This is a genomic window from Kocuria sp. KD4, assembly GCF_011769905.1.
Taxonomy (GTDB): domain Bacteria; phylum Actinomycetota; class Actinomycetes; order Actinomycetales; family Micrococcaceae; genus Kocuria; species Kocuria marina.
Map to the genome: position 1 here is coordinate 253,775 of NZ_CP050449.1, position 26,325 is coordinate 280,099.

Genomic DNA, 26,325 nt, shown 5'->3' on the forward strand with positions numbered 1-26,325 from the left:
CGGCGCCGCAGCGGATCGCGGCGGCTGAGGGACATTATGCGCGGCATCGCAGCACACGTGGGGATCCCCACGCAAGGGTCCACCGAAGTGGCCACAAATTCTCAGAAGACGATCACCGTGATGATTCCCAGGACGCCCAGCACCAGACACGTCCCGGAGGTCACGACCACGGCCACCAGGTCCGGCGTGATCCGCTCCCCGGCGATTCCCACGGATTCTCGCCGATAACGCATGCGTTGTGTGGCATAGATCCCTCCGGAGAGGCACAACGCCACGGTGAACAACGAGAGCACGAACGCGCCGTGGGCCGGGAGCCACTTCAGGTAGATCGCTGCGGCGGTGCACAGTGCCAGCATGGTCCGGCCCCAGGACAGCACGGTGCGCTCGGGTTGCAGTCCCGGATCTTCGTGCGTGCGCACGCCCGGCGGGGTGATGGAACTCATCGGGTCAGCACCACGACCACGAGCACCCCGGAGGCGATCGCGCCCCCTACCGCCACGAGCGGGACGATCAGCGGCAGGGGCAGGGGAGCCTTGTGCCGCATGGAACGTTCCACGCGCAGCCACCGCAGTGCGGCTCCGGCACTGAGGAACATACCCAGCACCAGCAGGACCAGGGCCAGGAACTTGCGCACCGCGATGTCGAAGATGTCCCCGGTGAACGCCTCGATGGCGATGCCCCCGGCCAAGAAGGCCAGGGACGTGCGGATCCAGGCGAGGAACGTGCGTTCGTTTGCCAGCGTGAAGCGGGGGTCCGGTTCCGTCCCGCCGCGCAGGACACGGTGGCTGATCGATCCACGACGCCGCTCGGCCGGGTCTTCGGGGTGGCTCACGGTTCTCCTTCGTCTGGGCTCTCCGTACGCGCCTCTCGGTGCAGAAGCAGGATCCTGAGGTGATGGTATGCGCTCGGGGGCCGGAAGCGGCGTCGTGGGCGGGGGGCGCACCCTTGTCCGCTCGTGCCGCGCACGAGAAGATGGTCGCACTCGCAGACCACTGGCGTAGGGAGAACAGGTCATGAGCACGAGCAACCACCCGGGCAGTGGCACCTCGCCCCACGAGGAAGGAACCCGGTACCCGGGGACCGAGTACCACCGCGACACGCGGCCCCTGTCCGTGTCGGCCGATACCCACCGTCCCTACGCGCAGCCCGCAGGACAGTGGCACTACGTCCCCGCCGGACCGGAGGACGCCCAGCGGCAACAGCAGGCGAGCTCCAGCTCGGAGACGTCACTCGTGCTGGGCATCCTGGGGGTCACCGTCCTGCCGATCCTCGCACCGTTCGCCCTGTGGCAGGCTACGAAGGCTGAGAAACTCGGCGGCAGGGCGACCGCGGGCAAGGTCCTGGGCTGGGTCGGTGTGGTGCTGCTGATCCTGATGGTGCTGTGGTTCGTGTTCTTCTTCGCGATCTGGGGATTCGCGATGAATGAGTTCATGCAGCAATCCCGCTCGAGCGTCTGAGACGCGCAGGAGCCCCGCCGGTCCGACCGGTGGGGCTCCTGTCCACGTAGCTCGAGGGGCGCTACCAGATGGCCACGCGTTCCTCCTCCGGCAGCCACATGCCGTCCGAGTCCTGGACGTCGAACGCCTCGTAGAACGCGTCCACGTTGCGCGGGGTCTGGCCGGCACGGAACTCGGCGGGAGAGTGCGGATCCGTGGCGATGCGTGTCTTTAGCGCCTCGTCCCGGGACTTCTCCTGCCACACGTAGGCCCAGGAGATGAACAGCCGCTGCGCGGGGGTGTACCCGTCGACGCTCTCGCTGTCCGGACGGTCCTTCTTCTCCTGCGCGGTCTTCCATGCCTTGTAGGCAATGGACAAGCCGCCCAGGTCTCCGATGTTCTCACCCAGGGTGAGTTCGCCGTTGACGTGCGGAGCGGCGTCGTCGTCCGCGAACTGCGCGGGGGACAGCGCCGCGTACTGGCCCACGAGACGGGCCGTGCGCTGCTCGAACGCCGCGCGGTCCTCGTCCGTCCACCAGTTGCGCAGCTTGCCTTCGCCGTCGCACGTGGAACCCTTGTCGTCGAAGCCGTGACCGATCTCGTGACCGATCACCGAGCCGATGGCCCCGTAGTTCACGGCGTCGTCCGCGTCCTCGTTGAAGAAGGGGGGCTGCAGGATGGCCGCGGGGAACACGATCTCGTTGCGCAGCGGGTGGTAGTACGCGTTGACCGTCTGCGGGGTCATGAGCCACTCGTGCTTCTCCACCGGCTTGCCGGCCTTGCGCGCGAGCTCGTCCACCGCGAACTGGGCGGTGCGCACTACGTTGCCCACCAGGTCGTCCCCGCGCACCAGCAGGCCCGAGTAGTCCTTCCACTTCTCCGGGTAGCCGATCTTGGGGTTGAATCCGGAGAGCTTCTTGAGCGCCTCGGCCCGGGTGTCTTCCGTCATCCAGTCCAGGCGCTCGATCGAGTCGCGGTACGCCTCCAGGAGGTTCGCCACGAGCTCGTCCATGCGTGCCTTGGCGGATGGCGAGAAGTTCTCGGCGACGTACAGTTCGCCCACGGCCTCACCCAGGGCGCCGTTGACCAGCCCGACGCCGCGCTTCCAGCGTTCGCGCAACTGCGGCGTCCCGGAGAGCACGGTCCCGTAGAACGAGAAGTTCTGGTCCACGAAGGCCTGCGGCAGGTACGCGGCGCGGGCGGAGACCACGTGCCAGCGGGCCCAGGACTTCCACGCGTCCAGCAGGTCGTCGGTGAGTAGTTCGTCCAGGCCCGTGAAGAAGCTGGGCTGGGCGTTGATCACGGTGCTCAGGTGCTCCGGGGTGAGCCCCATGCCCTCGAGCACGGCGTCCCAGTCCAGGCGGGAGACCTGGTCCGTGAGTTCCGCGAACCCCATGGGGTTGTACATCTTGGTGAGGTCCCGCACCGTGACCTTGTCCCAGTGCTGCGCGGCGATGCGCGTCTCCAGCTCCATGACCGCCTGCGCCTGTTCGGTGGCGTCCTCGAATCCGGCCAGTTCGAGCATCTTCGCCACGTGCGCCACGTACTTCTCGCGGATCTCGGCGTACTGCTCCTCGCGGTAGTACTCCTCGTCCGGCAGCCCCAACCCGGACTGGCCCACGAACACGAGGTTGCGCTGCGGGTCCCCGGGGTCCGAGTCCAGGTCGATGTCCAGCGCCGCCCCGATCCCCCGGCGCATGGCCGTACCGAACCACTTGGACAGCGCACGCGGGGAGTCGATCACGGCCACGGCGTCCAGGTCCTCGCGCAGCGGCTCGGTGGCCAGCTCCTCGATCCGGTCCGTGTCCATGAAGGACGCGTACAGCAGCGCGATCTTGGTCTCGGCGCCCTGCTCCGCCGGGTTCGACGCCGCTGCGCCGCCCTCCGCGCTTGCGCCCGTGATGATCTCGCGCACCGCCTGCTCGGCCTGATCCCGCAGTTCGATGAACGCCCCGGTGCTGGCCTTGTCGTCCGGGATCCGGGCCTCCTTCAGCCATGAACCGTTGACGTGGCGGAAGAGGTCGTCCTGCGGGCGGACCGAGCGGTCGAAGGCATCGAGGTCAAACACGGAAGTGGTCATGAGCCCCACGGTACTGAGCGGCGGTGGGGCGGGTCACACCGGGGCTCGGCCTGTTCCCGCAGGGCGGAACCGTACGGCGTCGTGACCCCGGGGGCGGGACGGTCAGTCATGCGCAGAACATCTGAGGCCCGGAAATGCCATCCGAACCCGCCACCACCGGCCTTTTGGGGACTCAGATGTACCGGCCGGATTGGCAGCCCCCGGTACGCCGTATCGCCATGATGACCTAAATGGGCGCCGTCCATGAGTATCTACAGGACCTAGCGGTAGCTACGAACGCAGTGGCGAGCGATTTGCCCCACCACCGTGTTGGACAGAGGAATGGTCCGCTCCCTGCGGGCCGATTGTGTCAGGACCGCGACGGCGATAGGCGGTTCGTCGGGGTGGGAAATGACCCCAGCCTCATGGCTGAGCGCCGCCAAAGACCCAGTCTTGGCTGCGCTCTGGACACCCGGGTACGTGAAGACTTCAGCGAAACGGTGTCCCCATGCTTGTTATCCCAGTACATGCCGCATGAACGAGCACTGGGAGGGAGTGGCTGCGTGGTCCTCCCAGATGAACGAAAGGATACCTACGAGATCGGAGGCCGTGGTACTCGATACCAGCAGGGGGTCGTATTCCCGGGGATCGGGCAGAAGGTAGGGATCCAGATTATCGGCGTCACGGCCAACCTCGGCCGTGTGCAGATCGGTTGCGAGTAGGTAGGGCCGGATATCGGTTTGCAGCAACCCGAGGCGTCTCAGAGTGTGTGCCACACGATCGTGACCCACGGCGCATAGCACCGCGTTTCCAGCCGTGTTGTCCGAGATGGTCGTCATCAATTCGACCAGGTCTCGCCACGACATGCATACGGGGTCCAGGCATATCGACAACCCCGTGGGCCCGGGAACGCGGGTCTCAGGCACCAGATCGACCGGTGCAGCCGGGTCGATGAGGCCATCGTCCGCAGCCTGACAGAAGGCGGCCATGACAACGAGCTTGTACAGGGAAGCCGTTGGAAACCTGACCCCAGTCCGGTAATTAAAGGGAGATAGCGGACCGGTGACAGTTTGACCTGCCCCACCGCCTGCAAAGCTGTTCTGCGGATCAACAATCCGAGCTACCTCCCGTGTCGGGTGAATCAGGTGAATATGGCCAGCCTGTACCCTTCTCGGCAACCATTCTCCATGGGGGTACGGGAAATGTTTATTCCTGTCGGGGGGTGGGATCCGGATACTCAATGGTTGGAACACCGAAGCGGAAGGGCCGGCATTAGAGGAATTAATGGCCGATTTTGCTGGGCGTACAGGAAAGATTCCCATCAGACAGGCGAAGGCGCCCATTCCTGCGGGGGCTACCCAGTTCCCGGTGATGGGGTAACCCTTCCAGCCGCGATCGAGAGGACGATCAGAGGATTGTTGATCAAATGGGTAAACCCTTCACGGGAAACCGAACATGTGTCGACGAGGAGCATTTGTCACGGTCGGTCTTCCTCTTCCTCCTCGGACGACGCGTCCGAGATCCTCTCGCCGCGGCGTTCGGCCATGAGCAGTTCCCACGTGCGGATGAGGCGGGGGATGGAGATGATCACCAGGCCGCCGATCATGTTCAGCGGGATGACCCACGCGAACCACGCGAACCAGTCCAGGTAGGAGTAGTCCCAACCGGCGTGCATGGCCCCGAAGATCACGATGGAGTTCAGCGCTCCGTGGAGCATGCCCAGGCCCACGACCAACAGGCCGCCGATCAGGGAGATCACCGCGGTCATCATGTCGTTGTTCGTACCCTGCTGCATGCGGGTCATGAGGGTGATAGTGGAACCGGCCAACAGGGCCAGGCACACGGTCTCCAAACCGATCCCGTCCGCGACGTACCCCGAGGCGACCTCCACCAGGGAGTCCGTGAAGTCGGGGAACGCCGCAACGACCACCCACATGAACACCCAGCCACCCACGAGGTTGGCCAGCAGGGTCCCACCCCACAGCCGCACGAGTGACCACCACGTCCCGTGACCGGCGACCACCGCGTTGATGGGGAGCAGGAAGTCCTCGGTGAACAGCTCGGAGTGGGCCAGGCGCAACGCGAGCAGCCCCACGCCGAACGCGATGCCCGCCAGCAGTTTGGAGTCGGTGACATCCATGACCGCGAGCATGGCCATGATGCCCAGGCCCACGTCGATCCCGCCGAAGAGGCCGGTGATGATCAACGCCCGCCACGTGCGGTGCAGCCGATCCGTGCCTTCCTGGACGGTGTTCTGGAACTCCTCGACCAGCTCGTCCTCGAGGGGCTGATCGGTGCGTCCCGAGGAACGCCGCTTGGACTCGCTGTCACGCGCTGTGGGCATGGGCCTCAGCGTAGGCCACGCGAGAAGCCATCACGCGATACATCTGTGTCCCGAAAAAACACGGACAGGCGCTTCCCGTGGTCTTTCCGGGGCACAGATGTACTCACCGCGTCGGAGCGGCCGCCCAGGTATGCGCAGCGAAGGCCGACGGCGTCCCTACTCACCGCGGTCCGGCTGCGGCCCAAGCGCTCAGCCCCGTCCCGTGAACTCCGGCTTGCGCTTCTGCTGGAAGGCCGCGAAGCCCTCCTTGTAGTCGTCCGTGGCGCACAGGGCCGCCTGGGCCTTGTTCTCCGCTGCCATGGACTCCCACAACCCCACGCGGTTGTCCCGCACCTGGGCCACGAGTTCCTTGGACGCCAGGTAGGACTGCGTGGCACCGCGGGCCACCTTCGACACCCGCTGCATGGTGAACTCCATGAGCTCCTCCGCCGGCACGGCTCGGGAGAACAGTCCCGCCGCCACGGCCTCAGCGCCGGTCATCATCTCGGCGGTGTAGATCAGGTCCAGGGTGCGGTGGGGGCCCAGTCGTTCGGTGAACAGGGCGTGCCCGCCCGAGTCCAGCGTGGCCCCCAGGTTGGCGAACGGGGATCCGATGGTCGCGTCCTGCGCCACGTACACCACGTCCGTGGCGATCGCGAGCCCCAGCCCCACGCCCAAGCACGCGCCCTGCACCGCGGCGAACGTGGGCGCGGGGAACCGGGACATCTGCTGCAGCAGCGGTTGCACCTTGCCGGTGAGGTAGCCGTCGGTGTCGTCACTCCCCGGGTCTACGGCGGAGATGTCCCGGCCCGCGCAGAACGCACGCCCCTCGCCACTCAGCGCGAGCGCTCGCACGCCGGCCCGCTCGGCCTCGGTGTATGCGGCGGCGAGATCGTCCAGCGCGGCCTCGTCCAGCGAGTTGAGCTTCTTGGGCGCGTCGAGCACCACGCGGGCGATCGCGTCCTCGATCGTCAGGTCGATCATGGGGTTCTCCTTGCGGTTCGGGGTTCCTGTGCGCCCCGCGGGGCGAGCGGGCAGGTACGACGACGCCGCCGCGCGGTCCCGGCGCGGCGTCGTCGTCGGAGTGCATGGGACTCAGGCGTCGAAGTCCACACTCAACCGGTCGGACGTGGGGCGCGTCTGGCAGGTAAGGACGTACCCGGCGTCCAGCTCGTCCTTCTCGAGCGCGAAGTTCTCCTCCATCTCGAACTCGCCGGAGGTGACCTTGGCGCGGCACGTGCCGCACACCCCGCCGGCGCACGCGAAGGGGACGTCCGGGCGCACGCGCAGAGCGGCGTTGAGAACGGTCTCCGCGGCGGACTTGGGAGACTTCACATGGGCGGAGGTGCCGTCCAGGGTGAAGACGATCTCGTAGTTCTCGCCCTTGGGGTCCGCCTTGACCATGCGGCCCTGCTGGCCTTGCGGGGTGGTGGGCTTGCCGGTGGTGAACAGCTCGTAGCGCACGCGGGACTCGTCCACGCCGCGCTCCTTGAGGACGTCCCGGCACAGCTGCACGAGCTCGAAGGGCCCGCACAGGAACCACTCGTCCGTGGAGTCCACCTGGACCACGTGGTCCAGCAGCTCCTCGAGCTTGTCGTGGTCGATCCGCCCGGACATCAGCGGCGAGATCCGCTGCTCGCGGGAGAGCACGTGGTGCACGGCCAGGCGGGCGGGGTACTTGTCCTTGAGGTCGCCCAGCTCCGCCGCGAACATCACGTCCATGGACGAGCGGTTGGCGTAGATGACGTCTATCGCGGCGGTGTCGGAGGCGCGCAGCAGCGCGCGGGCGATCGCCATGATGGGCGTGATCCCGGACCCGGCGGCGAACGCCACCAGGTGCACGTTGCGCTTCTTGGCCACCTCCCGCTCGGCGAGCTTCTCGGGGTCGTTCATGGAGGTGATGTTGACCTTGGACGTGAATGCGCCCTGCGGGTTCATCACGTCCAGGGTGTCCCCGGCGGCGAGCTGCTCGTTCGCCCACGTGGAGAACACGCCGCCCATGTCCTTCTTGATGGCCACACGGATCTCACCCGGGGTGGGGTCCGCGCAGATCGAGTAGGAGCGGCGCACCTCGTGCCCGTTGATCTGTGAGCGGATGGCCACGTACTGCCCGGGCAGGTAGTTGTAGTCCGCCACGAGGTCCTCGGGGACCTCGAACGTGACCTCCACGGAGTCGGGGGTCAGCTTACGCACCTCGGAGACCGCGAGGGTGTTGAACGTGGCGCGGCGCTTGCCGTCACCCGCGCTGGCCTCGGTGGCTTCCTCCACGGCAGAGGTGTCCGGCGTTTCGCTCATGATCAGTGCACCTTGAAGTAGTCGAAGGGTTCTTTGCAGTCGTTGCAGACCCACAGGGCCTTGCAGGACGTGGACCCGAAACGGGTCATCTCGCGGGTGTCCAGGGAGCTGCAGTGCGGGCACTTCACGGCCAGGCTCAGTCGCACCGGTCCGGAGTTGTGCCCGGCGGCGGTGCGCCCGGTGGGCGGGGCGATGCCGTACTCGCGCAGCTTGGCCTGGCCCGCGGTGGACATCCAGTCGGTGGTCCACGCCGGGCGCAGCACCTGCACCACGCGCACGTCCTCGTAGCCGGCGGCGGTGACCGCGGCTTCGAGATCCGCGGCCATGGTGTCCATGGCGGGGCAGCCCGAGTAGGTGGGGGTGATGACGACGACGTTCTCGTTCTCCCGCGCCACGGCGTCCCGCAGCACCCCGAGGTCCTCGAGCGTGAGCACGGGGATCTCGGGGTCGCACACCGTGGCGGCGACGTCCCACAGGGCGGCGTCGCGCGCATCGCCCGGGCGCCGGGACGGCCCCAGGGGGACCTCCCGGGGCGCCACGCCGCCCGTGGGTGGCAGCGAGCGGGGCGGAACGCGGGAGAACACGGTGCTCACCACGTGGCGCCGGGATGCTGGCGGGCGAGCCACTGCATCTCAGCGAGGATGTACCCGCGGTACTCGGAGTAGGAGCCGTCACGCGGTGCGGCGGAGAGTCGGGCCTGGGCCACGTTCGGGACATCGAGCTCGGCCTCCGCCAGCAGGGCGGTGACGCGGTCCATGGTCCGCTCGCGCAGGCTGGAGGGCCGCACGGCGATGCCCTCGAGCTCGTCGTGCAGGGGCTCGTCCGCGAACAGCTCGTCCAGGTAGGGCCACATGTAGTAGAGGCCCTCCTGGATGCGCCGCTTGGACTCCTCGGTTCCGAGGCCCAGGCGCAGCATCCACTGGGCGGCGTGGTCCTGGTGGTACTCGACCTCCTTCAGCGCCTTGTCCGCGATCGCGGCCAGGGTCTGGTCCGTGGAGGACTGCAGCGCCGAGTAGAGCTCGTACTGGTAGAAGGAGAACAGCAGCTGACGCGCGATGGTCTGACCGAAGTCCCCGTTCTCCTGCTCCACGAGGCGCACGGAGCGGAACTCCTCCTCGTCGCGGAAGTACGCGAGCTCGTCCTCGGTCTTCCCCCACGCGGAGCCCGCGTAGGTCAGCAGGAAGCGCGCGTGGCCGATGAGGTCCAGCGCGATGTTGGCGAGGGCGATGTCCTCCTCGAGTTCGGGGGCCCGGGAGATCCACCAGCCCAGGCGCTGGGACAGCATCAGGGCGTCGTCGCCGAGACGCAGAGCGTACTGGGCCACGGCTTCCGAGGCCTTGCCGCCGGTCTCCGCGATCTCCTCGGCGGTGATCGCGTCACCCGCGGACTGCTTGGTGGCGGAGTCGTGGGAGGCGAACGCGCTCACAGGTGCTTCACCCCTTCGCTCTTGGTGTAGTACGTGGCGTGGCGGTAGCTCTTGCCCTGCGCGGACTCGAAGTAGCCGCCCTTGGAGTCCGGATCCGAGGCCGTGATGGCGTCCGCGGGGACCACCCACACGCTCGTGCCCTCGTTGCGCCGGGTGTAGAGGTCACGCGCGTTGCGCACGGCCATGGTGGCGTCCGGGGCGTGCAGGGAGCCCGCGTGCACGTGAGACAGCCCGCGCGAAGAACGCACGAAGACCTCCCACAGGGGCCATTTGCCGGTTTGGTTCTCACTCATGCTCAGGCTCCGATCAGCTCGGCGGAGCCGCGGCCCGCCATCACAGTGGTCTCGTCGATCGCCACGGCGGCCTCGGGGGACGACGCCGCTGCCTCCACCTCGGTGGCCTCGCGCGCCTGCCGCTGGGCATAGGCCTCGGCCGCCTCGCGGACCCAGGCACCGTTGGTGTGGGCCTCGCGGCGGCGCTTCATGCGCTGCACGTTGCACGGGCCGGAGCCCTTGATCACGGACATGAACTCGTTCCAGTCCAGCTGGCCGTAGTCGTAGTGGCCGCGGGCCTCGTTCCACTTCAGGTCCGGGTCCGGCAGGGTCAGGCCGAGAGCCTCGGCCTGCGGGACGATCATGTCCACGAAGCGCTGGCGCAGCTCGTCGTTGGAGAAGCGCTTGATGTTCCACTGCATGGACTGCTGCGAGTTGGGGGAGTCGGCGTCCGGGGGGCCGAACATCTGCAGGGCGGGGCCATAGAAGCGGTTCACGGCCTCCTGGGCCGTCCGCTTCTGCGCCTCGGTGCCGTGGGAGAGCTCGTAGAGGATCTCCCAGCCCTGGCGCTGGTGGAAGGACTCCTCCTTGCAGATGCGCACCATCGCGCGGCCGTACGGGCCGTAGGAGGCGCGGCACAGCGGCACCTGATTGCAGATCGCGGCGCCGTCCACGAGCCAGCCGATCGCGCCCATGTCCGCCCAGGTGCGGGCCGGGTAGTTGAAGATCGAGGAGTACTTGGCCTTGCCGCTCAGCAGCTGCTCGTTGAGCACGGAGCGCGGGGTGCCCAGGGTCTCCGCCGCGGAGTAGAGGTACAGCCCGTGGCCGGCCTCGTCCTGGACCTTGGCCATCAGCACGGCCTTGCGCTTGAGGCTCGGGGCGCGGGTGATCCAGTTGGCCTCCGGCTGCATGCCAATGATCTCGGAGTGCGCGTGCTGGGAGACCTGGCGGGTCAGGCTCTTCCGGTAGGCCTCCGGCATCCAGTCCCGGGGCTCCACGCGGGAGTCCTCGCTGAGGAGGTGCTCGAAGTGCTGCTGCTCGGCGGTGGGCTCCGCCTGGTCCGCAGAGGTGGTCTGCTCAGTCATGGTGTGTGTCCTCGGTTCGCGGGTGAGATGGGAGCGGAGGATGAACTCTGTACGCTGCCGACAATAATAACTGACCGCTCGTTCAGGATATAGCCCCCCCGTGTGGTCGTCAACATATTCCGGGGGCTGTTCCGCGCTCGCGGGAGGCCTCACGGGGCTCGCGTCATGCACGGATTTTTGTTGACACGGGTCACATTTCTGCGATTACATACTGACCGATCGTTCGAATAATCTGAGGAGCGCCCGTGCCACACCATCCCGTCCTCACTGGCGACCGTGCCTCCGAGTGGTTGGGGATCACCGTGCAGCGCGCGGACCCCGGGCACTGCGTGATCTCCATGGCCGTGCGGGAGGAGATGCTCAACGGCTTCGGCATCGTGCACGGCGGGATGATCTTCGCGCTCGCGGACTCGTGCTTCGCCATGACGTGCAACGACCCGGAACCGGACGGCACCTCCATGACCGTGGCCCAGGGCGTGGACATCAACTTCCTCAGCTCGGCCCACCCGGGCCAGACCCTCGTCGCGGAGGGTCGCCAGATCGCCACCACCGGGCGCAGTGGCCTGTGCGACATCACCGTCTCCACTCAGGACGGGGACGTCGTCGCCCAGTTCCGCGGCCGCAGCCGCACCGTGCCCCTTCGCCAGAAAGCGTGAACCCATGACGTCGTGCTCCGTGCCCAGCCCGTACCACCCCGTGGCCTCCGAGGACTCCTCTCAGCCGGATCCCGAGGAGCTGATGAGCCGGGACCAGATCGAGGCGCTGCAGACGGAGCGCCTGAAGTGGACCCTGCACTACGCGTACGAGAACGTGCCCGCCTACCAGGAGCTCTTCGACGAGCACGGGGTGCACCCGGATGACTTCCGGGAGCTCGAGGACCTCGCGAAGTTCCCTTACACGGACAAGGAATTCCTGCGCAAGGCCTACCCGTTCACGTCCTTCGCCACGCCCATGTCCGAGATCCGACGCATCCACGCGTCGTCGGGCACCACCGGGCAGCCCACCGTGGTGGCCTACACGGAGGAGGACCTGCAGACATGGGGGGCCCTCGTGGCACGCTGCTTCCGGCTCTCGGGAATGAAGCCCGGGGACAAGGTGCACAACGCGTACGGCTACGGGCTGTTCACCGGCGGGCTGGGCGCCCACTACGGTGCGGAGCGCCTGGGATGCGCCGTGATCCCGATGTCCGGAGGGCAGACGGAAAAGCAGGTGCAGCTCATCCGGGACTTCGAGCCGCAGGCCATCCTCTCCACCCCCACGTACCTGCTCACCATCGCGGACGGCTTCCGCAAGCTCGGTCTCGACCCGCGCGAGACCTCCCTGCGACACGCCGTACTCGGGGCGGAGCCGTGGACCGAGGAGATGCGCCACGAGATCGAGAAGACGTTCAACATCTCCGCGTGCGACATCTACGGCCTCTCCGAGGTCATGGGTCCCGGCGTGGCCGGCGAGTCCTGCGAGACGAAGGACGGTTCGCACATCTGGGAGGACCACTTCCGCCCGGAGGTCATCGACCCGTTCGACGACACCGTGCTGCCCACCGGCCGCCCCGGCGAACTCGTGTTTACCGCCCTGACCAAGCAGGCGCTGCCAATCATCCGCTACCGCACCCACGACCTCACCCGTCTGCTGCCGGGCACCGCGCGTCCGGGTCACCGGCGCATGGGCCGGATCACGGGGCGCTCGGACGACATGATCATCCTGCGCGGTGTGAACCTCTTCCCGTCCCAGATCGAGGAACTCGCGCTGAAGATCCCCGCGCTTTCCCCGCACTTCACGCTCGAGATCACCCGGCCCCACCGCATGGACCAGATGACCATCCACATCGAGCGCCGCGAGGAAGCCACCCTGGAGCAGGCCCAGGAGGGTGGCAAGAAGCTGCTGCACGACATCAAGACGAAGATCGGTTCGAGCGCCACGATCGACATCGCCGAGCCCGGGACCCTCGCACGTTCCTCGGGCAAGCTGCGCCGCGTCTACGACCACCGTGACAAGTGAGTTCCGGCGTTGCCGGGGCCCGCTGCGGCGGTGGAGCCCAGGTGACGAGCCGGTAGCCTGAGGTTCTCCGTTCCCGACAGCCCGACAGAAGGTCGAGGTCCCCGTCCATGCCCCCCGCGAGCACTCCCCCCGCCTCCGACGACGCCGCGGCGGCCCCCAAGCGAGGCCGTCCCGGGTACGACCGAGAGACCCTGCTGTCCGTGTGCGTGGACGTCTTCAACCGCTACGGCTACGACGCCACCTCCATGGGGACCCTCTCCAAGCACCTGGGGATCTCCAAGTCCGCGATCTACCACCACGTGGAGTCCAAGGAGGCGATTCTCGGCCAGGCCCTGGACCGTGCGCTGGACTCGCTGGAGGCGGTCTTCGAGTCCGTCCTGGCCTCGGACCACGGGCCGGTCAACAAGCTCGAGGCGATCCTCGACGGCTCGGTGCGGGTGCTCGTGGACCAGATGCCCTACGTGACCCTGCTGCTGCGCCTGCGTGGGAACTCGGAGATCGAGGAGGCCGCGCTGCAGCGTCGTCGCACCCTGACCCGCACGGTCGAGGACCTGGTGCGCGAGGCACAGGAGCTGGGGGAGCTGCGCACGGACGTCTCCGGCAAGTCCGCACCGCGTCTGATGCTGGGCATGGTCAACTCGATCGTGGACTGGTACCAGCCCGGCCGCTCGGGCACAGTGGACCAGCTCACGGCGACCGTGGTGACGATGGTCTTCTCGGGCCTGCGGGCGTAGCCGGCGCTCCCTCCGCAGGGAGGTGTCCAGGCCCGCCTAGGGTGAGCCCATGGACATCTCCCGTTCCCGAGATCTCGACCACGCTGCGCTGATCCGCCTGTACGACGCCGTCGGGTGGCGCTCCTACACGCGGCGCCCCGAGGACTTCGGGCCCATGGTCCAGAACGCGTGGCTGGTCATCTCCGCGTGGGATGCGGGGGGAGCTCGTGGGAATGGCCCGGGTCGTCGGCGACGGTGTGACGGTGGCGTACATCCAGGACCTGCTGGTGGACCCGGACCACCAGCGGCGGGGCATCGGTCGTGCGCTGCTCACCGAGGTGCTGGACGAGACGTCCCACATCCGCCAGGTCTACATCACCACCGACGATCCCCTCTGGAACCGCCATGTGGTGAAGCTCTACCGCTCCCTGGGATTCCGCCCCACCTCGGACCTGGGCTGCACCACGCTCGCCATCATGCGGTGAGCCGATGCGCTTGAGCAGCCCGTCGTCGAGGTTGAGTTTTCAGTCCTCGGTGCCGTCCTGCTCCAAGATGTAGCTGCTGAATCCGGGCGCTGTGAAAGCCAGCAAACCCCTGGCGGGCGAATCGAGAATCCCTTTGTCCATGAGAGAACGCCGGGCCATGCTGATGGCCGTGGTCGGCTTTCCCATGGCGGCTGCCACGTCGGCCCTGCGCGGTGCGGGGCTGGACTGCAGTGCGATGGCGCGCAGCAGTTCGCGTTCCGCAGGCGTAGCTTTACCCCATCTGGTGCGGTAGAACACATCCAGCTGTTCGAGCACCTCATCCTCGGACGCCTCCACTGCACCCAGCGTGATCGTCCCGCCAGGGTCGGGAAAACCCGCCGATTCCCATGCGGCGTGTGCCCACAGCTGGAGGAAGTGGGGGTAGCCGTGAGCTTTCTCCAGGACGGCCTCCACTGCTTGGTACTGCCAGGAGACACCGAACTTGATGGCGGGTTCGGACAGCGCGTTGTACGCGGCTTCCCGGCTCAGGTCCTTCAAGCGGACGAACTCGAAGCGTTCTCCGAACGTGGCGGCATCCGTGACCACATTTGACGTGTGACCCAATCCGGCCGCTACGAGGGTGGCTGGCAGGGGGCTTTCATCCCGGGAACGAAGATGCTGCCATGCATAGGCCAGCGCTTTCAGTGCCGTGTGATCCGCTGCCTGGAGCTCATCGATGAAGATCGCCAGGCCCCCGCCGTGCCGGTGCAGTGAGTGCGCAGTGGCGGCGATCAGGGCTTCAAGGGCCTGTCCCGGGGCCTCGGCCGTGGAGCGTCCCTGACCGGGAGAGGTTGTGGCCCCCAGACCTGCGACACTCACGGAGAGTTCCAGGTTCCGGATCAGGGATGCGATCTCCTGCGCGGCCGCGGAGTGCCACGCGCGGGTCAGCTTCTCGAGTTCTGCGGACAGGACGGGCAGAAGGTCGGCATCGCCAGCGGTGATCCAGACCGGGGTCAGTCCTCGTTCGCGTGCAGCTCGTTGGCCATACCGCAGCAAAGACGTTTTGCCGACCCCTCGGCTCCCTACGTACACGCGTGGCCGAGCAATGAATGCTTTTTCGTCCGCTACATGCTGCATCTGAACGCGTAGTCGAACCATGTGTGTTTCTCGCCCGGGAAGGAATGCGGTGACCTCGCCAGGGGTGTACGGGGAGCGCTGCATGGATACTCCTTTATAAAAACCGCTGAACTATAAAGAAGTATATAGAGGCTTCTGGCCAACGTGCCCGGTCAGTACAGCTGGGATGCCGGGCCCGGGTTCTGCAGCTGCTTCTTGAAACCGACGTGGGACGAGCGGTAGCCCAGACGCTCGTAGAAACGGTGGGCATCAGGCCGCGAGGTGTCGGTGGTCAGCTGCAGCAGTGAACAGCCCGAGTCGAGCGCAACGGTCTCCGCCCAGGCGAACATTCGTTCCCCCAGCCCCTGACCGCGAAGGGTGGAGGACACCCGAACGGACTCTATCTGCAGGCGGCGTGTGCCCCCGCGAGACAGGCCCGGGATCACCGTGAGCTGCATGGTGCCCACCACATCGCCCGCGTCGTTCCGGACGGCGGTCAGGAACTGGTGCGGATCGGCGGCGATCTCCTGGAAGGCGCGCTCGTAGGCACCCATGTCCCCGCCTTCCCGAGTGCTCCCCAGCGGATCGTCCGCCAGCAGGCGCACGATTGCGGGGAGGTCCTCCGGACGTACCCGGATGGGGCGGTACCGGGACCCGTCCAGCAGTGTCCAGGTGGTGTCCGTCACATGGATCGTCACGCCACGTCCTGGTCTGCCCCGCTGTCCGCCACCGGCCACCGCTTGGCCACCAGCGTCAGGACGTCGTAGGTGGCCACGATCTCGTCCTTCTGGTTGGTCAGGCGGGCATCCCAGGCGACTTCGCCGTACTCGTCCGTGACGCGCGGGGTGATCTTCTTGGCGGTCAGGGTGACCCGGATGGCGTCGTCATACGTCACGGGGGTGATGAACCGCAGGTTCTCCAGCCCGTAGTTGGCGAGTACTGGCCCGGGGGCGGGCTCCACGAAGAGCCCCGCGGCCCACGAGACCAGCAGGTAGCCGTGGGCCACCCGCCGGGGGAAGAACGGGTTGGCCATGGCGGCTTCCTCGTCCGTGTGGGCGTAGAACGTGTCCCCGGTCTTCTCCGCGAACTCCAGGATGTCCTCGAGTGAGACCGTGCGCAGGTCCGAGACGAACTGGTCCCCGATCCGCAGGGTCTGCAGCGACTTCCGGAAGGGGTGCTCCCCGGTGCCGCTCTCCACGTCCTCGCGGGTCACGGTGTTGGCGGTCGCGCCCCAGTGCCACTTGCCAGTGATCCCGGTCAGCAGGTCCGGGGAGCCCTGGACGGCGGTGCGCTGCATGTAGTGCTTGACCCCGCGCACGCCACCGAGTTCCTCCCCACCACCGGCGCGGCCGGGGCCGCCGTGGACCAGGTGGGGAACGGGGGAGCCGTGACCGGTGGAGGTTTTAGCGTCGTCGCGATCCAGGAAGAGCACGCGACCGTGGTACGCACCGATTCCGGAGGCGAACTGCGCCGCGAGCTCGGGGGAGTGAGTGCACACAGTCGCCACGAGCGAGCCGCCGCCCAGCGCGGCGATCTCCACGGCGTCCGCGATGTCCCCCGAGTAGCCCAGCACCGAGGTGACCGGGCCGAACGCCTCGAGCTCGTGGACGGCGGGGGTGCGGGCGTCGTCGAACGAGAGCACCGTGACGGGGAAGAAGGCGCCCTGGTCCGGCAGGGACGCGAGTTCCTCGGGGCCGCCGAGTTCCACGGTGGCGCCGGCGTCGATCAGGGTGCGCACGGAGCGCAGCACCTCGAAGTGCTGGTCGTCGGACGCGAGCGGGCCCACCGTGGTGGCGGAATCGCGCGGGTTGCCGACGACGGCGCGCTGCGCCACCCGCTCCCGCAGCGCGCCGATCACGGCGGGCTTGAGCGACTGCGGAACGATGACCCGGCGGATCGCGGTGCACTTCTGCCCGGCCTTGGCGGTGATCTCCAGGACCACGGACTTCACGAACGCCTCGAACTCGGGGGAGTCCTCGGTGACGTCTGGGGCCATGATCGCGGCGTTGAGCGAATCGGTCTCCGCCGTGAAACGCACGCCCTTCTCCTGCGCGTTGGTGTGGGCGCGCAGCAACTGGGCGGTGGCGGCCGAGCCGGTGAAGGCCACGTGGTCGCGGGCGTCCAGGTGGTCCAGCAGATCGCGCGCGGCGCCGGAGATCAGCTGCAGGGAACCCTCCGGCAGTAGACCCGAGGCCAGCATGAGGCGCACGCACGCCTCCGTCACGTACCCGGTGGGGGTCGCGGGCTTCACGATGGTGGGCACGCCCGCGATGAACGCCGGCGCGAACTTCTCCAGCATGCCCCACACGGGGAAGTTGAACGCATTGATCTGCACGGCCACCCCGGGCACGCGGGTGTAGACGTGCTCACCCAGGAACGAACCGTCCCGTGAGAGCTGTTCCACCGCGCCGTCCACGATCACGTTGGCGTTGGGCAGTTCGCGCCGTCCCTTGGACGAGAACGTGAAGAGGGTCCCGATCCCACCGTCGATGTCGATCAGGTGGTCCTTGGCCGTGGCCCCGGTCGCGTAGGAGATCTCGTACAGCTCCTCCTTGTGCTCGCCCAGGTATTGCGCGAGCTGCTTGAGGATCAGGGCGCGGTCGTGGGTGCGCAGTTGCCCCAGTGCGGCCTGGCCCACGGTGCGTCCGTGGTCCACGGCGCCCGCGGTGTCGATCCCGTCCGTGCTCACCCGGGCCACGAGCTCCCCGGTGGTGGCATTGCGCACGTCCGCGATCTTCTGCGGGTCCTCCGGCCGCCACCACTTCCCGGCGACGAAGCTGGGCAGGATCTGCGGTTCCTGGGTCTCGGATGCCTGGGTCTGGGTGTTCACGCGGGGTCCTCCGGACTGTCGCGGCCATCAGCCGAACGATCGGTCAGTATATGGTCCAGGATAACCTAGGTCACACAAGGGCACCATGGTCACCACGCTCCGCCGTCGGCGTTCGACGCCGCTCTGCGCACCGCTCAGCGCGGCCCACCGGCGCGGCGTGGGGCCTGATCACCGAGGAGTCAGCATGCACGAGGATCCCACCCGCGCGGACGTCCGCGCCGAGAACGCACGAGTCGCGTCCCCCGCCGAGGAGTTCGGTGAGGCGTACGAGCCATGGACCATCGAGTTGGGTGAACTGGACGAGAAGATGGGCGTGGTGGTGGAGGAGCAGTCCGCCGAGCGCGTGGTGGCGACCATGCCCGTGGAGGGCAACCGCCAGTCCCTGGGGCTGCTGCACGGCGGCGCGTCCGTGGCGCTCGGGGAGATGCTGGGCTCGTGGGCCGCGGTGATCCACGGCTCCACCATGGGCAAGGTGGCCGTGGGCGTGGACATCAACGCGACCCACCACGCCTCCGCTACAAGCGGCCGGGTGCGCGGCGTGGCCACGGCGATCCACCTGGGGCGCAGCGTTACGAACCACGAGGTGGTCATCACCCACATCGACACCGGCAAGCGCCTGTGCACCGTGCGGATCACCAATTACCTCAAGCCCGCGAAGCGCTCCTGAGCATTCGTCCGACGAGGCCGCGGTGCCCGTCCCTCGGGAAGGGCACCGCGGCGTCGTCGTCCGCTGAGCCGCTCCGGCACCGCGGAGGGAGCGCGGAACCGCTCCGGCGCCGCAGGGAATACACGGAACCGCCCCGGCACCGCATGGGAACGGTGTCGGGGCGGTTCGTGGTCCGCGGGAGGGCTGAGGAGTCCCCTCTCATGCCGCGCGGACAGGGTGGACGCGGAGACCGGATGCCCGGAGTTCTTTGGCCTCAGTGACCGTGCTCCGGTCTCCGCGGGTCTTCAGGGCGCCGGGTTCAGAACTGGGCACTCTCGGTGGAGCCCGTGAGGGCGATCGTGGAGGAGTTGGGGTTGACCACCTGGGAGACCAGGTCGAAGTACCCGGTACCCACCTCGCGCTGGTGCTTGGTGGCGGTGTAACCGCGCTCCTCGGCGGCGAACTCGCGCTCCTGCAGTTCCACGTACGAGGTCATCTGGTTGCGGGCGTAGCCGTGGGCCAGATCGAACATCGAGTAGTTCAGCGCGTGGAAACCGGCCAGGGTGATGAACTGGAAGCGGTAGCCCATGGCGGAGAGTTCGCGCTGGAACTTGGCGATGGTCTCGTCGTCCAGGTGCTTCTTCCAGTTGAAGGACGGCGAGCAGTTGTACGCGAGCATCTGGTCCGGGAAGTCCTCATGCACGGCATCCGCGAACTGGCGGGCCAGCTTGAGATCCGGCGTGCCGGTCTCCATCCAGATCAGGTCCGAGTAGGGGGCGTACGCCTTGGCGCGGGCGATGCAGGGCTCCACACCGTTGCGGACCTTGTAGAAGCCCTCCGGGGTGCGCTCGCCGGTGATGAACTCGGCGTCCTGCTCGTCGATGTCCGAGGTGATCAGGGTGGCCGCCTCGGCATCCGTGCGGGCGATAATGATGCTGGGGACGTCCTCCACGTCCGCCGCGAGGCGGGCCGCGTTGAGGGTGCGGATGTGCTGCTGGGTGGGGATCAGCACCTTGCCGCCCAGGTGACCGCACTTCTTCTCGGAGGCCAACTGGTCCTCCCAGTGCACACCGGCCGCACCGGCGTCGATCATGGACTTCATGAGCTCGAAGGCGTTGAGCGGTCCGCCGAAGCCGGCCTCCGCGTCCGCGACGATCGGCGCCATCCAGTTCTCCACGGTGTGGACGTCCTCGGCGTGCTCGATCTGGTCCGCACGCTTGAGCGCGTTGTTGATCCGGCGCACCACCTGGGGAACCGAGTTCGCAGGGTAGAGAGACTGGTCCGGGTAGGTCTGGCCCGCGAGGTTCGCGTCACCGGCGACCTGCCAACCGGAGAGGTAGATCGCCTTGAGCCCGGCCTTGACCTGCTGGACGGCCTGGTTACCGGTCAGAGCGCCCAGAGCATTGATGTAATCCTCCGAGTTGAGCAGGTACCAGAGCCGTTCCGCACCGCGGCGGGCGTTGGTGTGCTCTTCTCGAAAGGAACCCTGCAGACGCAGGACCTCCTCGGGGGCGTAGTCACGGGTCACGCCGGCCCAGCGGGGGTTCTCCTCCCAGTCCCGGGCGAGTTCCTCGGCGCTGCGGAGGTTGCTGTTCTCGTTGCTCATCTCGTTCTCCTTTGATCGTTCGAGCCGGCGGCCTCGGTGGGAGCTCCGCACGGGTAACTTGATGTGTTCCACTTTTGCCGCGATCTGCACTCCCGCATAGAAGCTTTTAGGATGAAGAATTGGTTTTCTTCACGCTTGAGAAAAATCTGCCTAAACTCGGACTATGACCCCGGACACAGGACCCCGCAGGCGCCGTCGCACCGGCGACGGCGCTCCCCCTCGCCCCGCCGCACCGCGGAGCGCTCATGGCTCGGAACCCGCGCGCGCTGCGCGGTCGCGGGACACGGAGCCCGCCCGGACGGCAACACCGCGGCGCACGGACCCCGCGTCCGGCACGCGGGTCCCCGCGCGCTCGTCGTCCGACGTGCCACCCGAGGAGTCCGGGGACCCGACCGATCCGATCGTGCTGGGGCGGCGGATCCGCTACCGCCGCAAGCGACTGCGGATCACGCTCGAGGAGCTCGCGCGCACCGTGGGCATGGCGGCGTCGGCGCTGTCGCTGATCGAGAACGGCAAGCGCGAACCCAAGCTCAGCGCGCTGTCCGCCATCGCTGCCGCGCTGGACATGAGCGTGGAGCAACTGCTGGGGACCAAGGCGCCGTCGCGCCGCATGGAACTGGAGATCCAGGTGGAACGCGTGCAGCGCGGACCCATGTACGCGTCCCTCGGGTTGCCCACGGTGCGGGTGGGGCCGGGCACGAGTACCGAAACCCTCGAGGCGCTCGCGGCACTGCAGCGGCAACTCGCCCAGCGGCTCGAGGAACAAGCGGCCACGCCCGAGGAGGCCCGGCGCGCCAACACGCAATTGCGAGCACGCATGCGGGGGATCGACAACTACTTCGAACGCATCGAGACCATGGCCGCGGACCTGCTCGCCGCGATCCGCCACACGGGCGGACCGCTGTCCGAGCACCACATCTCGCGGCTCGTGGAGCACGTGGGATTCGAGATCCACCAGGTCCCGGACCTGCCGCACTCCACGCGCTCGGTCACGGACCTGCGCAACCGCCGGTTCTACCTGCCGGCCACCGCCGGGGCGGGCTCGCCGTGGTCGGTGTTGTTGCAGGCCGTGGGGCATCACTTGCTTGAACACCACCGCCCGGCGGATTACGGCGAGTTCCTGGAACAGCGCGTGGAGACGAATTACTTCGCGGCGGCCCTGATGATCCCGGAGGCCTCCGCGGTGGACCTGCTGGGCCGCGCCAAGTCCCAGCGGGAGTTGTCCGTGGACGACCTACGGGACGCGTTCGCGGTGTCCCACGAGACCGCGGCACACCGGATGACCAACCTGATGACCCACCACTTCGGCATCCCCACCCACTTCGAGAAGGTGCACTCCTCCGGGATCATCCACAAGGCCTGGCAGAACGACGGGTTGCAGTTGCCCACCGACCACAGCGGCGCGGTGGAGGGGCAGAGGGCCTGCCGGTTCTTCTCCGCGCGGCAGGCGTTCTCGGGGACCAACCGGTTGCTGTCCCACTTCCAGTACACCGACACCCCGCACGGCACGTTCTGGTGCTCGGCCCGCGTGGAGGGATCCGAGAACGGGGAATTCTCCATCTCTTTCGGTGTGCCGTACGAGCACGTCAAGTGGTTCCGGGGCCGCGCCACCACGGTGCGCCACACCTCCACCTGCCCCGACCCCGCGTGCTGCCAACAGCCCGCCCCGGCGCTCGCCGAGCAGTGGGACGGCCAGTCCTGGCCCTCCGCCCGCCCCGCGTCCCACATGCTCGCCGCCATGCCCGCCGGCGCGTTCCCCGGGGTGGACGAGACCGAGGTCTACCGCTTCCTGCAGCGACACGCCCCCGTTGCCTCATCCGGCGACCTCACGTAACCTCCATCACGTTCCCGCCGATGACGCCGCGCCACCCCTACGCGCCCGGACCGTCCGTGTCCGGACGCCGCGTGCCCGGGCCCCGAGCGTCGTCGGCGATCCGTAGGCATGAAAGGTGACCCATGAGCTTCGCGACCGCCGACCTGTACGACGAACACGGCGAGGACCTGCAGTCCGTGACCACCCAGTTCATCTCGGTGGGTGGTGTCCACCGGTTCACCGGACCCATCCGCACGGTGCGCTGCTTCGAGTCCAACGTGGACGTCAAGAAGCTCGTGGCCACCCCCGGTGAGGGCGCGGTGCTCGTGGTGGACGGGCAGGGATCCATGAACCGCGCGCTGCTCGGGGACAACGTGGCCCGCACCGCCATGGAGAACGGGTGGGCCGGGCTGATCATCAACGCCCCCGTGCGGGACCGCGTGGAACTGGGCACCCTGGACATCGGCATCAAGGCGCTGGGCACGAATCCCCGCAAGTCCGAACCCAACGACTCCGGGGAAGTGGACGTGATCGTCACCTTCGGCGGCGTGACCTTCCGCCCGGGCAGGACCCTGTGGGCGGACGAGGACGGGGTCCTGGTGGAGCGCTGAACCCGCCACCTCCGCTGGACGGATATACGACGGCGACTTCCGCACCCGCGGGGGTCGCCGTCGTCGTTCCGGTGGGGGCCGGGTGTCGTGATTACTTCTGGGCCACGAACTCCTGGCCGTCCGTCAGATACACGTTGCCGTACTTGTCCACGGTGGAGTTGGTGCGCAGATCCCACTCCTGAGCTCCCAGCACGGGAGCGGGGCCGAAGGAGACCACCGTGGTGCCCTCCCTGGGCGGCACGTACCCCACGGCCTGACCGTTCTGGTACACGGCGTAGCTGGCCTGCTTGCCCGCGGGGACACTGCCGGGTTCCACGACACGTTCGTAGCTCACGATCTCCATGGCGCCGAAGACGGGGTGGTGCACCGGGATCGCTGAGGTCTTGTCGCACGGCCCCGCGCAGGGGTCCGCGACGGCCGGCAGGGACGGCGCCGTAGCGGTGGCTGACGCGGCTGGGGTGCTGCCCGCACCCGCGGTGTTCGCAGCGGTGACCGGGCCGGGGGTGGGGAACAACCCCGCGGCGTCGTCGAACCCCAAGTCAGAAGGGGTTCGACGCGTGGAACAGCCGATGCGCACCCAACCCGCCACGAGTACGGCCGTGCACGCGCTCAGGAGTAGTCGTAGAACCCCTTGCCGGATTTACGGCCCAGTTCGCCGCGCTCGACCATGTCCCGCATGAGCTGGGGCGGGGCGAAGCGGGGGCCGAGCGTGGATTCGAGGTACTCCGCGATCCCCAGGCGCACGTCCAGACCCACGATGTCGGTGAGGGCGAGCGGACCCACGGGGTGCTTGTAGCCCAGGACCATGGCGTTGTCGATGTCCTCCGCGGACGCCACACCCTCCTCGACCATGCGAATGGTCTCGAGGCCCAGGGCCAGCCCGAGCCGGGAGGACGCGAAGCCGGGAGCGTCGTTCACGGTGGCCGGCGTCTTGCCGATGCCCGCGACCCACTGCAGGGTCAGCTCTTTCAGCTCCTGACGGGTCTTGCGCCCGATCACGATCTCCACGAGCGTGGAGGCCGGGACGGGGTTGAAGAAGTGCATGCCGCAGAACCGCTCGGGGCGCTGGAGCTCATCGGCGAGCCCGTCCACGGAGAGCGAGGACGTGTTGGTGGCCAGCCACGCCGTCTCGGACAGGTTCTTCTCGACCCGCTGGAGGGAGGAGACCTTGAGGTCCCAGGTCTCGGGAACGGCCTCGATCACGAGCTCGCAGTCCGCGAAGTCCGCGTAGTTCACGCTCACGGAGAAGTTCTGGGTCCACGTGTCTAGGTTGCCGTCGATCTTCCCGCGCTCGAGGGACTTGACGAGGTCCGATTCCACCCGCTCCTTGGCGCTCTCCGCGGCCAGCCCGTCCACCTCCACCACGGTCACGCGCGCTCCGGAGATCAGGAACGCGTGGGCGATCCCCGCGCCCATGCGCCCGCCTCCCAGGACTCCCACGCGGGACGGGACGGTTGCGGTGGCGTTCTCGGTCATGTCTTGGGCTCCTTCTTGCGGTCCAGGAACGCTTGCATACGGTCGAATTTGGCCTGCGACTCGAACAGGATGGCCTGCGCGAGCTCGTCCACGTGGGGGTGCGCCTCGCGCGGCATGGCGAACACACGCTTGGACACGCGCACGGCCAGCGGGTCCTGCGCGGCGATGCGATCGGCCAGGGCATCCGCCGCGACCAGCAGCTCGTCTGGTTCGTGGATCTCGGTGATCAGGTGGGCCTCCAGGGCCTCCTGCGCGGAGAGGGCCCGACCGGCCAGCAGGATGTCCTTGGCGAGCGCCTCACCGGCCAGTTCCCGCAGTCGCCACAGGGCCCCCGCGGCGGCGATGATGCCCAGGCCGGTCTCGGGTTGGCCCACCTTGACCCGCGGCGTGCCGATCCGGAAGTCCGCGGCCCACGCGAGTTCCGCGCCCCCGCCCAGCGCGTAGCCGTCCAGGGCCGCGATCACGGGCATGGGTAGCTTGGCGATCCGGTCGAACAGCTGCGAGTTCACGCCGCGCAGGGCGTCCTCACGACGCCGCTCGCGCAGTTGCGCGATGTCCGCACCGGAGGCGAAGATCCCCTTCCCGTTCACGTGCGTGCCGCTCAGGATCATGATCCGGGGATTGCGTTCCAGACGGGTGCACACAGCGTGCAACTCGTCCACCATGACCTCGTCGATGGCGTTGCGCACCGCGGGGCGGTCCAGCGCCACGTGCATGCGGTCCGGGGTGTCGGTGATGCGCAGGGCCGTGAACTGCGCGGCCCACTCGGGGGTGTCGTGCTGCGTCATGGCTGGATCACACCCGCTCCACGAGCAGTGCTGCACCCTGGCCCACGCCGATGCACATGGTGGCCAGGCCCTTGGCGGTCTGCTCCCGCTCCATCCGGCCTAGCAGGGTGATGACGATGCGCGAGCCCGAGGAACCCAGGGGGTGGCCCAGGGCGATCGCCCCGCCGTCCCGGTTCACGATCTCCGGGTCCAGGCCGAGCCGGCGGATCGATGCGAGCGACTGGGTCGCGAACGCCTCGTTGATTTCCACGGAGCCCAGATCGCCCGCGTTCCAGCCGGTGCGCTCCAGGACCTTCTCGGATGCGGGCACCGGGCCCAGGCCCATGATCTCGGGGGCGAGACCGGCGGAAGCACCGTCCACGACGCGGCCTCGGGCGTTGAGCCCGTACTTGGTCACGGCCCGTTCGCTGGCCACGATCACGGCGGACGCGCCGTCGTTGAGCGAGGACGAGTTGCCGGCCGTGACCACGGACCCGCCCTTGACCACGGGGCGCAGCTTGGCGAGCACCTCCGGGGTGGAGCCCTCGCGGGGGCCCTCGTCCGTGTCCACGACCGTGACCGCACCCTTGCGGCCGTGGACCTCCACGGGCACGATCTCGGCGTCGAAATGACCGGCGCGGATCGCGGCCAGGGCCTTCTCGTGCGACTGCGCGGCGAAGGCGTCCGCGTCCTCGCGGGAGATTCCGTCCACCCGGGCGACCTCCTCGGCCGTCTCGGGCATCGAGTAGGTGGCCTTGCCGTCCCGCGAGAGCGGGCCCTCCACGAACGCGGGGTTCACGAACCGCCACCCGATCGAGGTGTCGAAGACCTCCCCGGGCTTGGCGAACGCCGTACGGGGCTTCTCCATGACCCACGGCGCGCGGGACATGGATTCCACGCCACCGGCCACCACGATGTCCGCGGCCCCGGACTTGATCATCTGGGACGCGATCGTGATCGCGGACATCCCCGACGCGCACAGCCGGTTGACCGTAATCCCGGGGACCGTGTCCGGGTACCCGTTGAGCAGCCACGCCATCCGGGCCACGTTGCGGTTCTCCTCACCGGCGCCGTTGGCGTTGCCCAGGATCACCTCGTCCACGAGCGCGGGATCGATGCCGGCGTCCTCCACGACGGAACGGATGCACAGTGCGGCTATGTCGTCCGGGCGCACCGAGGACAGGGCACCGCCGTAACGACCCACGGGGGTTCGCGCCCCTCCGACGAGGAAGGCTTGGGGCATCGAGGACATGGCAACTCCTAAGTGGGGCAATAACTGACCGAGCGTTCACTGCAAAGGTTCCCCGATCATGTGAGCCACGTCAATCGATGACGGTCACGCGGGGAAGAGCGCGACGGGCCCGGCAACCGTATGGCTGCCGGGCCCGC

At 68.0% G+C, this 26,325-nt stretch carries 26 protein-coding genes and 1 pseudogene; 8 read left to right on the forward strand and 19 right to left on the reverse strand.

Annotation, left to right across the window (positions count from 1 at the left end; genetic code table 11):
* Positions 1-101: 101 nt before the first annotated feature.
* Positions 102-443: a DUF202 domain-containing protein gene (locus tag HBK84_RS01125; RefSeq protein WP_085106814.1), complete on the reverse strand. Its 342-nt coding sequence runs from the start codon at positions 441-443 to the stop codon at positions 102-104.
* Positions 440-832 (reverse strand): YidH family protein, encoded by a 393-nt coding sequence (locus tag HBK84_RS01130; RefSeq protein ID WP_064846485.1) that lies wholly within the window; start codon positions 830-832, stop codon positions 440-442. Before HBK84_RS01130 ends, HBK84_RS01125 begins: the two co-directional genes overlap by 4 nt.
* A 181-nt stretch (positions 833-1,013) precedes the next feature.
* Between HBK84_RS01130 and HBK84_RS01135 the strand changes: the two genes are divergently transcribed.
* Positions 1,014-1,457, forward strand: coding sequence for a DUF4190 domain-containing protein (locus tag HBK84_RS01135; RefSeq protein WP_206069172.1), 444 nt, complete (start codon positions 1,014-1,016; stop codon positions 1,455-1,457).
* A 61-nt stretch (positions 1,458-1,518) separates the two neighbouring features.
* On the opposite strand, the gene HBK84_RS01140 is transcribed toward HBK84_RS01135, so the two are convergent.
* From HBK84_RS01140 to paaA, 9 genes and pseudogenes are all read right to left on the reverse strand, one after another.
* Positions 1,519-3,516 (reverse strand): M13 family metallopeptidase, encoded by a 1,998-nt coding sequence (locus tag HBK84_RS01140; RefSeq protein ID WP_167317977.1) that lies wholly within the window; start codon positions 3,514-3,516, stop codon positions 1,519-1,521.
* A gap of 260 nt (positions 3,517-3,776) precedes the next feature.
* Positions 3,777-4,838: pseudogene (locus HBK84_RS13100) on the reverse strand (serine hydrolase).
* A 134-nt stretch (positions 4,839-4,972) separates the two neighbouring features.
* Positions 4,973-5,839 (reverse strand): formate/nitrite transporter family protein, encoded by an 867-nt coding sequence (locus HBK84_RS01155; RefSeq protein ID WP_167317979.1) that lies wholly within the window; start codon positions 5,837-5,839, stop codon positions 4,973-4,975.
* Positions 5,840-6,028: 189 nt separating this feature from the next.
* Entirely contained in the window at positions 6,029-6,802 is a 774-nt protein-coding gene (locus HBK84_RS01160; protein WP_167317980.1) for an enoyl-CoA hydratase/isomerase family protein, read from the reverse strand.
* 111 nt (positions 6,803-6,913) lie between these two features.
* A complete protein-coding gene (gene paaE, locus HBK84_RS01165) occupies positions 6,914-8,113 on the reverse strand; it encodes a 1,2-phenylacetyl-CoA epoxidase subunit PaaE (protein ID WP_167317981.1) in 1,200 nt (399 codons plus the stop codon).
* Between the two features lie 2 nt (positions 8,114-8,115).
* Positions 8,116-8,631, reverse strand: a complete 516-nt coding sequence (gene paaD / locus HBK84_RS01170; protein WP_131333843.1) for a 1,2-phenylacetyl-CoA epoxidase subunit PaaD — start codon at positions 8,629-8,631, stop codon at positions 8,116-8,118.
* Positions 8,632-8,702: 71 nt separating this feature from the next.
* Positions 8,703-9,539: a 1,2-phenylacetyl-CoA epoxidase subunit PaaC gene (paaC, locus tag HBK84_RS01175; RefSeq protein ID WP_167317982.1), complete on the reverse strand. Its 837-nt coding sequence runs from the start codon at positions 9,537-9,539 to the stop codon at positions 8,703-8,705.
* A complete protein-coding gene (gene paaB / locus HBK84_RS01180) occupies positions 9,536-9,832 on the reverse strand; it encodes a 1,2-phenylacetyl-CoA epoxidase subunit PaaB (RefSeq protein WP_167317983.1) in 297 nt (98 codons plus the stop codon). Before paaB ends, paaC begins: the two co-directional genes overlap by 4 nt.
* Before the next feature lie 2 nt (positions 9,833-9,834).
* A complete protein-coding gene (paaA, locus tag HBK84_RS01185; RefSeq protein WP_167317984.1) occupies positions 9,835-10,896 on the reverse strand; it encodes a 1,2-phenylacetyl-CoA epoxidase subunit PaaA in 1,062 nt (353 codons plus the stop codon).
* A 245-nt stretch (positions 10,897-11,141) separates the two neighbouring features.
* On the opposite strand from paaA, the gene HBK84_RS01190 reads away from it, so the two are divergent.
* From HBK84_RS01190 to HBK84_RS12765, 4 genes are all read left to right on the forward strand, one after another.
* On the forward strand, positions 11,142-11,552 hold the full coding sequence (locus HBK84_RS01190; protein WP_167317985.1) for a PaaI family thioesterase: 411 nt from the start codon (positions 11,142-11,144) through the stop codon (positions 11,550-11,552).
* A 4-nt stretch (positions 11,553-11,556) separates the two neighbouring features.
* Positions 11,557-12,894 (forward strand): AMP-binding protein, encoded by a 1,338-nt coding sequence (locus tag HBK84_RS01195; protein ID WP_167317986.1) that lies wholly within the window; start codon positions 11,557-11,559, stop codon positions 12,892-12,894.
* Between the two features lie 107 nt (positions 12,895-13,001).
* Entirely contained in the window at positions 13,002-13,628 is a 627-nt protein-coding gene (locus tag HBK84_RS01200) for a TetR/AcrR family transcriptional regulator (RefSeq protein WP_064846497.1), read from the forward strand.
* Between the two features lie 212 nt (positions 13,629-13,840).
* Positions 13,841-14,092, forward strand: coding sequence for an N-acetyltransferase (locus HBK84_RS12765; protein ID WP_240919046.1), 252 nt, complete (start codon positions 13,841-13,843; stop codon positions 14,090-14,092).
* Between the two features lie 39 nt (positions 14,093-14,131).
* Here HBK84_RS12765 and HBK84_RS01210 read toward each other — a convergent pair whose 3' ends face one another.
* The 3 genes from HBK84_RS01210 to paaZ all read right to left on the reverse strand — a co-directional run bounded on the left by HBK84_RS01210 (position 14,132) and on the right by paaZ (position 18,017).
* Positions 14,132-15,292 (reverse strand): ATP-binding protein, encoded by a 1,161-nt coding sequence (locus HBK84_RS01210; RefSeq protein ID WP_167317987.1) that lies wholly within the window; start codon positions 15,290-15,292, stop codon positions 14,132-14,134.
* Between the two features lie 68 nt (positions 15,293-15,360).
* Entirely contained in the window at positions 15,361-15,885 is a 525-nt protein-coding gene (locus HBK84_RS01215) for a GNAT family N-acetyltransferase (protein ID WP_082943322.1), read from the reverse strand.
* Positions 15,882-18,017 (reverse strand): phenylacetic acid degradation bifunctional protein PaaZ, encoded by a 2,136-nt coding sequence (gene paaZ / locus HBK84_RS01220; protein WP_167317988.1) that lies wholly within the window; start codon positions 18,015-18,017, stop codon positions 15,882-15,884. The genes HBK84_RS01215 and paaZ overlap by 4 nt, the downstream gene beginning before the upstream one ends.
* 184 nt (positions 18,018-18,201) lie before the next feature.
* On the opposite strand from paaZ, the gene HBK84_RS01225 reads away from it, so the two are divergent.
* Entirely contained in the window at positions 18,202-18,684 is a 483-nt protein-coding gene (locus tag HBK84_RS01225; protein WP_144997051.1) for a hotdog fold thioesterase, read from the forward strand.
* Between the two features lie 298 nt (positions 18,685-18,982).
* Here HBK84_RS01225 and aceA read toward each other — a convergent pair whose 3' ends face one another.
* Positions 18,983-20,269: an isocitrate lyase gene (gene aceA, locus HBK84_RS01230; protein WP_064846502.1), complete on the reverse strand. Its 1,287-nt coding sequence runs from the start codon at positions 20,267-20,269 to the stop codon at positions 18,983-18,985.
* A 364-nt stretch (positions 20,270-20,633) separates the two neighbouring features.
* On the opposite strand from aceA, the gene HBK84_RS01235 reads away from it, so the two are divergent.
* Both HBK84_RS01235 and rraA read left to right on the forward strand, forming a co-directional pair.
* Positions 20,634-22,103 (forward strand): XRE family transcriptional regulator, encoded by a 1,470-nt coding sequence (locus tag HBK84_RS01235; protein ID WP_144932551.1) that lies wholly within the window; start codon positions 20,634-20,636, stop codon positions 22,101-22,103.
* A 122-nt stretch (positions 22,104-22,225) separates the two neighbouring features.
* On the forward strand, positions 22,226-22,693 hold the full coding sequence (rraA, locus tag HBK84_RS01240) for a ribonuclease E activity regulator RraA (protein WP_064846504.1): 468 nt from the start codon (positions 22,226-22,228) through the stop codon (positions 22,691-22,693).
* Positions 22,694-22,784: 91 nt separating this feature from the next.
* Here the strand turns inward: rraA and HBK84_RS01245 are convergent, their stop codons facing one another.
* From HBK84_RS01245 to HBK84_RS01260, 4 genes are all read right to left on the reverse strand, one after another.
* Entirely contained in the window at positions 22,785-23,231 is a 447-nt protein-coding gene (locus HBK84_RS01245; protein WP_167317989.1) for a hypothetical protein, read from the reverse strand.
* Positions 23,232-23,302: 71 nt separating this feature from the next.
* The gene (locus HBK84_RS01250; RefSeq protein ID WP_167317990.1) at positions 23,303-24,169 is read right to left on the reverse strand and encodes a 3-hydroxyacyl-CoA dehydrogenase family protein; all 867 of its coding nucleotides are present in this window, start codon (positions 24,167-24,169) and stop codon (positions 23,303-23,305) included.
* Positions 24,166-24,957 (reverse strand): enoyl-CoA hydratase/isomerase family protein, encoded by a 792-nt coding sequence (locus tag HBK84_RS01255; RefSeq protein WP_167317991.1) that lies wholly within the window; start codon positions 24,955-24,957, stop codon positions 24,166-24,168. The genes HBK84_RS01250 and HBK84_RS01255 overlap by 4 nt, the downstream gene beginning before the upstream one ends.
* 7 nt (positions 24,958-24,964) lie before the next feature.
* Positions 24,965-26,188, reverse strand: coding sequence for a thiolase family protein (locus HBK84_RS01260; protein WP_167317992.1), 1,224 nt, complete (start codon positions 26,186-26,188; stop codon positions 24,965-24,967).
* Positions 26,189-26,325 lie beyond the last annotated feature (137 nt).

Coding starts and splice junctions, on each gene's coding strand:
- paaB (WP_167317983.1), bottom strand. CDS start 9,832: ATGAGTGAGAACCAAACCGGCAAATGGCCCCTGTGGGAGGTCTTCGTG.
- HBK84_RS01210 (WP_167317987.1), bottom strand. CDS start 15,292: ATGCAGCGCTCCCCGTACACCCCTGGCGAGGTCACCGCATTCCTTCCC.
- HBK84_RS01135 (WP_206069172.1), top strand. CDS start 1,014: ATGAGCACGAGCAACCACCCGGGCAGTGGCACCTCGCCCCACGAGGAA.
- HBK84_RS01160 (WP_167317980.1), bottom strand. CDS start 6,802: ATGATCGACCTGACGATCGAGGACGCGATCGCCCGCGTGGTGCTCGAC.
- HBK84_RS12765 (WP_240919046.1), top strand. CDS start 13,841: ATGGCCCGGGTCGTCGGCGACGGTGTGACGGTGGCGTACATCCAGGAC.
- HBK84_RS01125 (WP_085106814.1), bottom strand. CDS start 443: ATGAGTTCCATCACCCCGCCGGGCGTGCGCACGCACGAAGATCCGGGA.
- HBK84_RS01250 (WP_167317990.1), bottom strand. CDS start 24,169: ATGACCGAGAACGCCACCGCAACCGTCCCGTCCCGCGTGGGAGTCCTG.
- paaE (WP_167317981.1), bottom strand. CDS start 8,113: ATGAGCGAAACGCCGGACACCTCTGCCGTGGAGGAAGCCACCGAGGCC.
- HBK84_RS01260 (WP_167317992.1), bottom strand. CDS start 26,188: ATGTCCTCGATGCCCCAAGCCTTCCTCGTCGGAGGGGCGCGAACCCCC.
- rraA (WP_064846504.1), top strand. CDS start 22,226: ATGAGCTTCGCGACCGCCGACCTGTACGACGAACACGGCGAGGACCTG.
- aceA (WP_064846502.1), bottom strand. CDS start 20,269: ATGAGCAACGAGAACAGCAACCTCCGCAGCGCCGAGGAACTCGCCCGG.
- HBK84_RS01155 (WP_167317979.1), bottom strand. CDS start 5,839: ATGCCCACAGCGCGTGACAGCGAGTCCAAGCGGCGTTCCTCGGGACGC.
- HBK84_RS01195 (WP_167317986.1), top strand. CDS start 11,557: ATGACGTCGTGCTCCGTGCCCAGCCCGTACCACCCCGTGGCCTCCGAG.
- HBK84_RS01255 (WP_167317991.1), bottom strand. CDS start 24,957: ATGACGCAGCACGACACCCCCGAGTGGGCCGCGCAGTTCACGGCCCTG.
- HBK84_RS01140 (WP_167317977.1), bottom strand. CDS start 3,516: ATGACCACTTCCGTGTTTGACCTCGATGCCTTCGACCGCTCGGTCCGC.
- HBK84_RS01200 (WP_064846497.1), top strand. CDS start 13,002: ATGCCCCCCGCGAGCACTCCCCCCGCCTCCGACGACGCCGCGGCGGCC.
- HBK84_RS01225 (WP_144997051.1), top strand. CDS start 18,202: ATGCACGAGGATCCCACCCGCGCGGACGTCCGCGCCGAGAACGCACGA.
- paaA (WP_167317984.1), bottom strand. CDS start 10,896: ATGACTGAGCAGACCACCTCTGCGGACCAGGCGGAGCCCACCGCCGAG.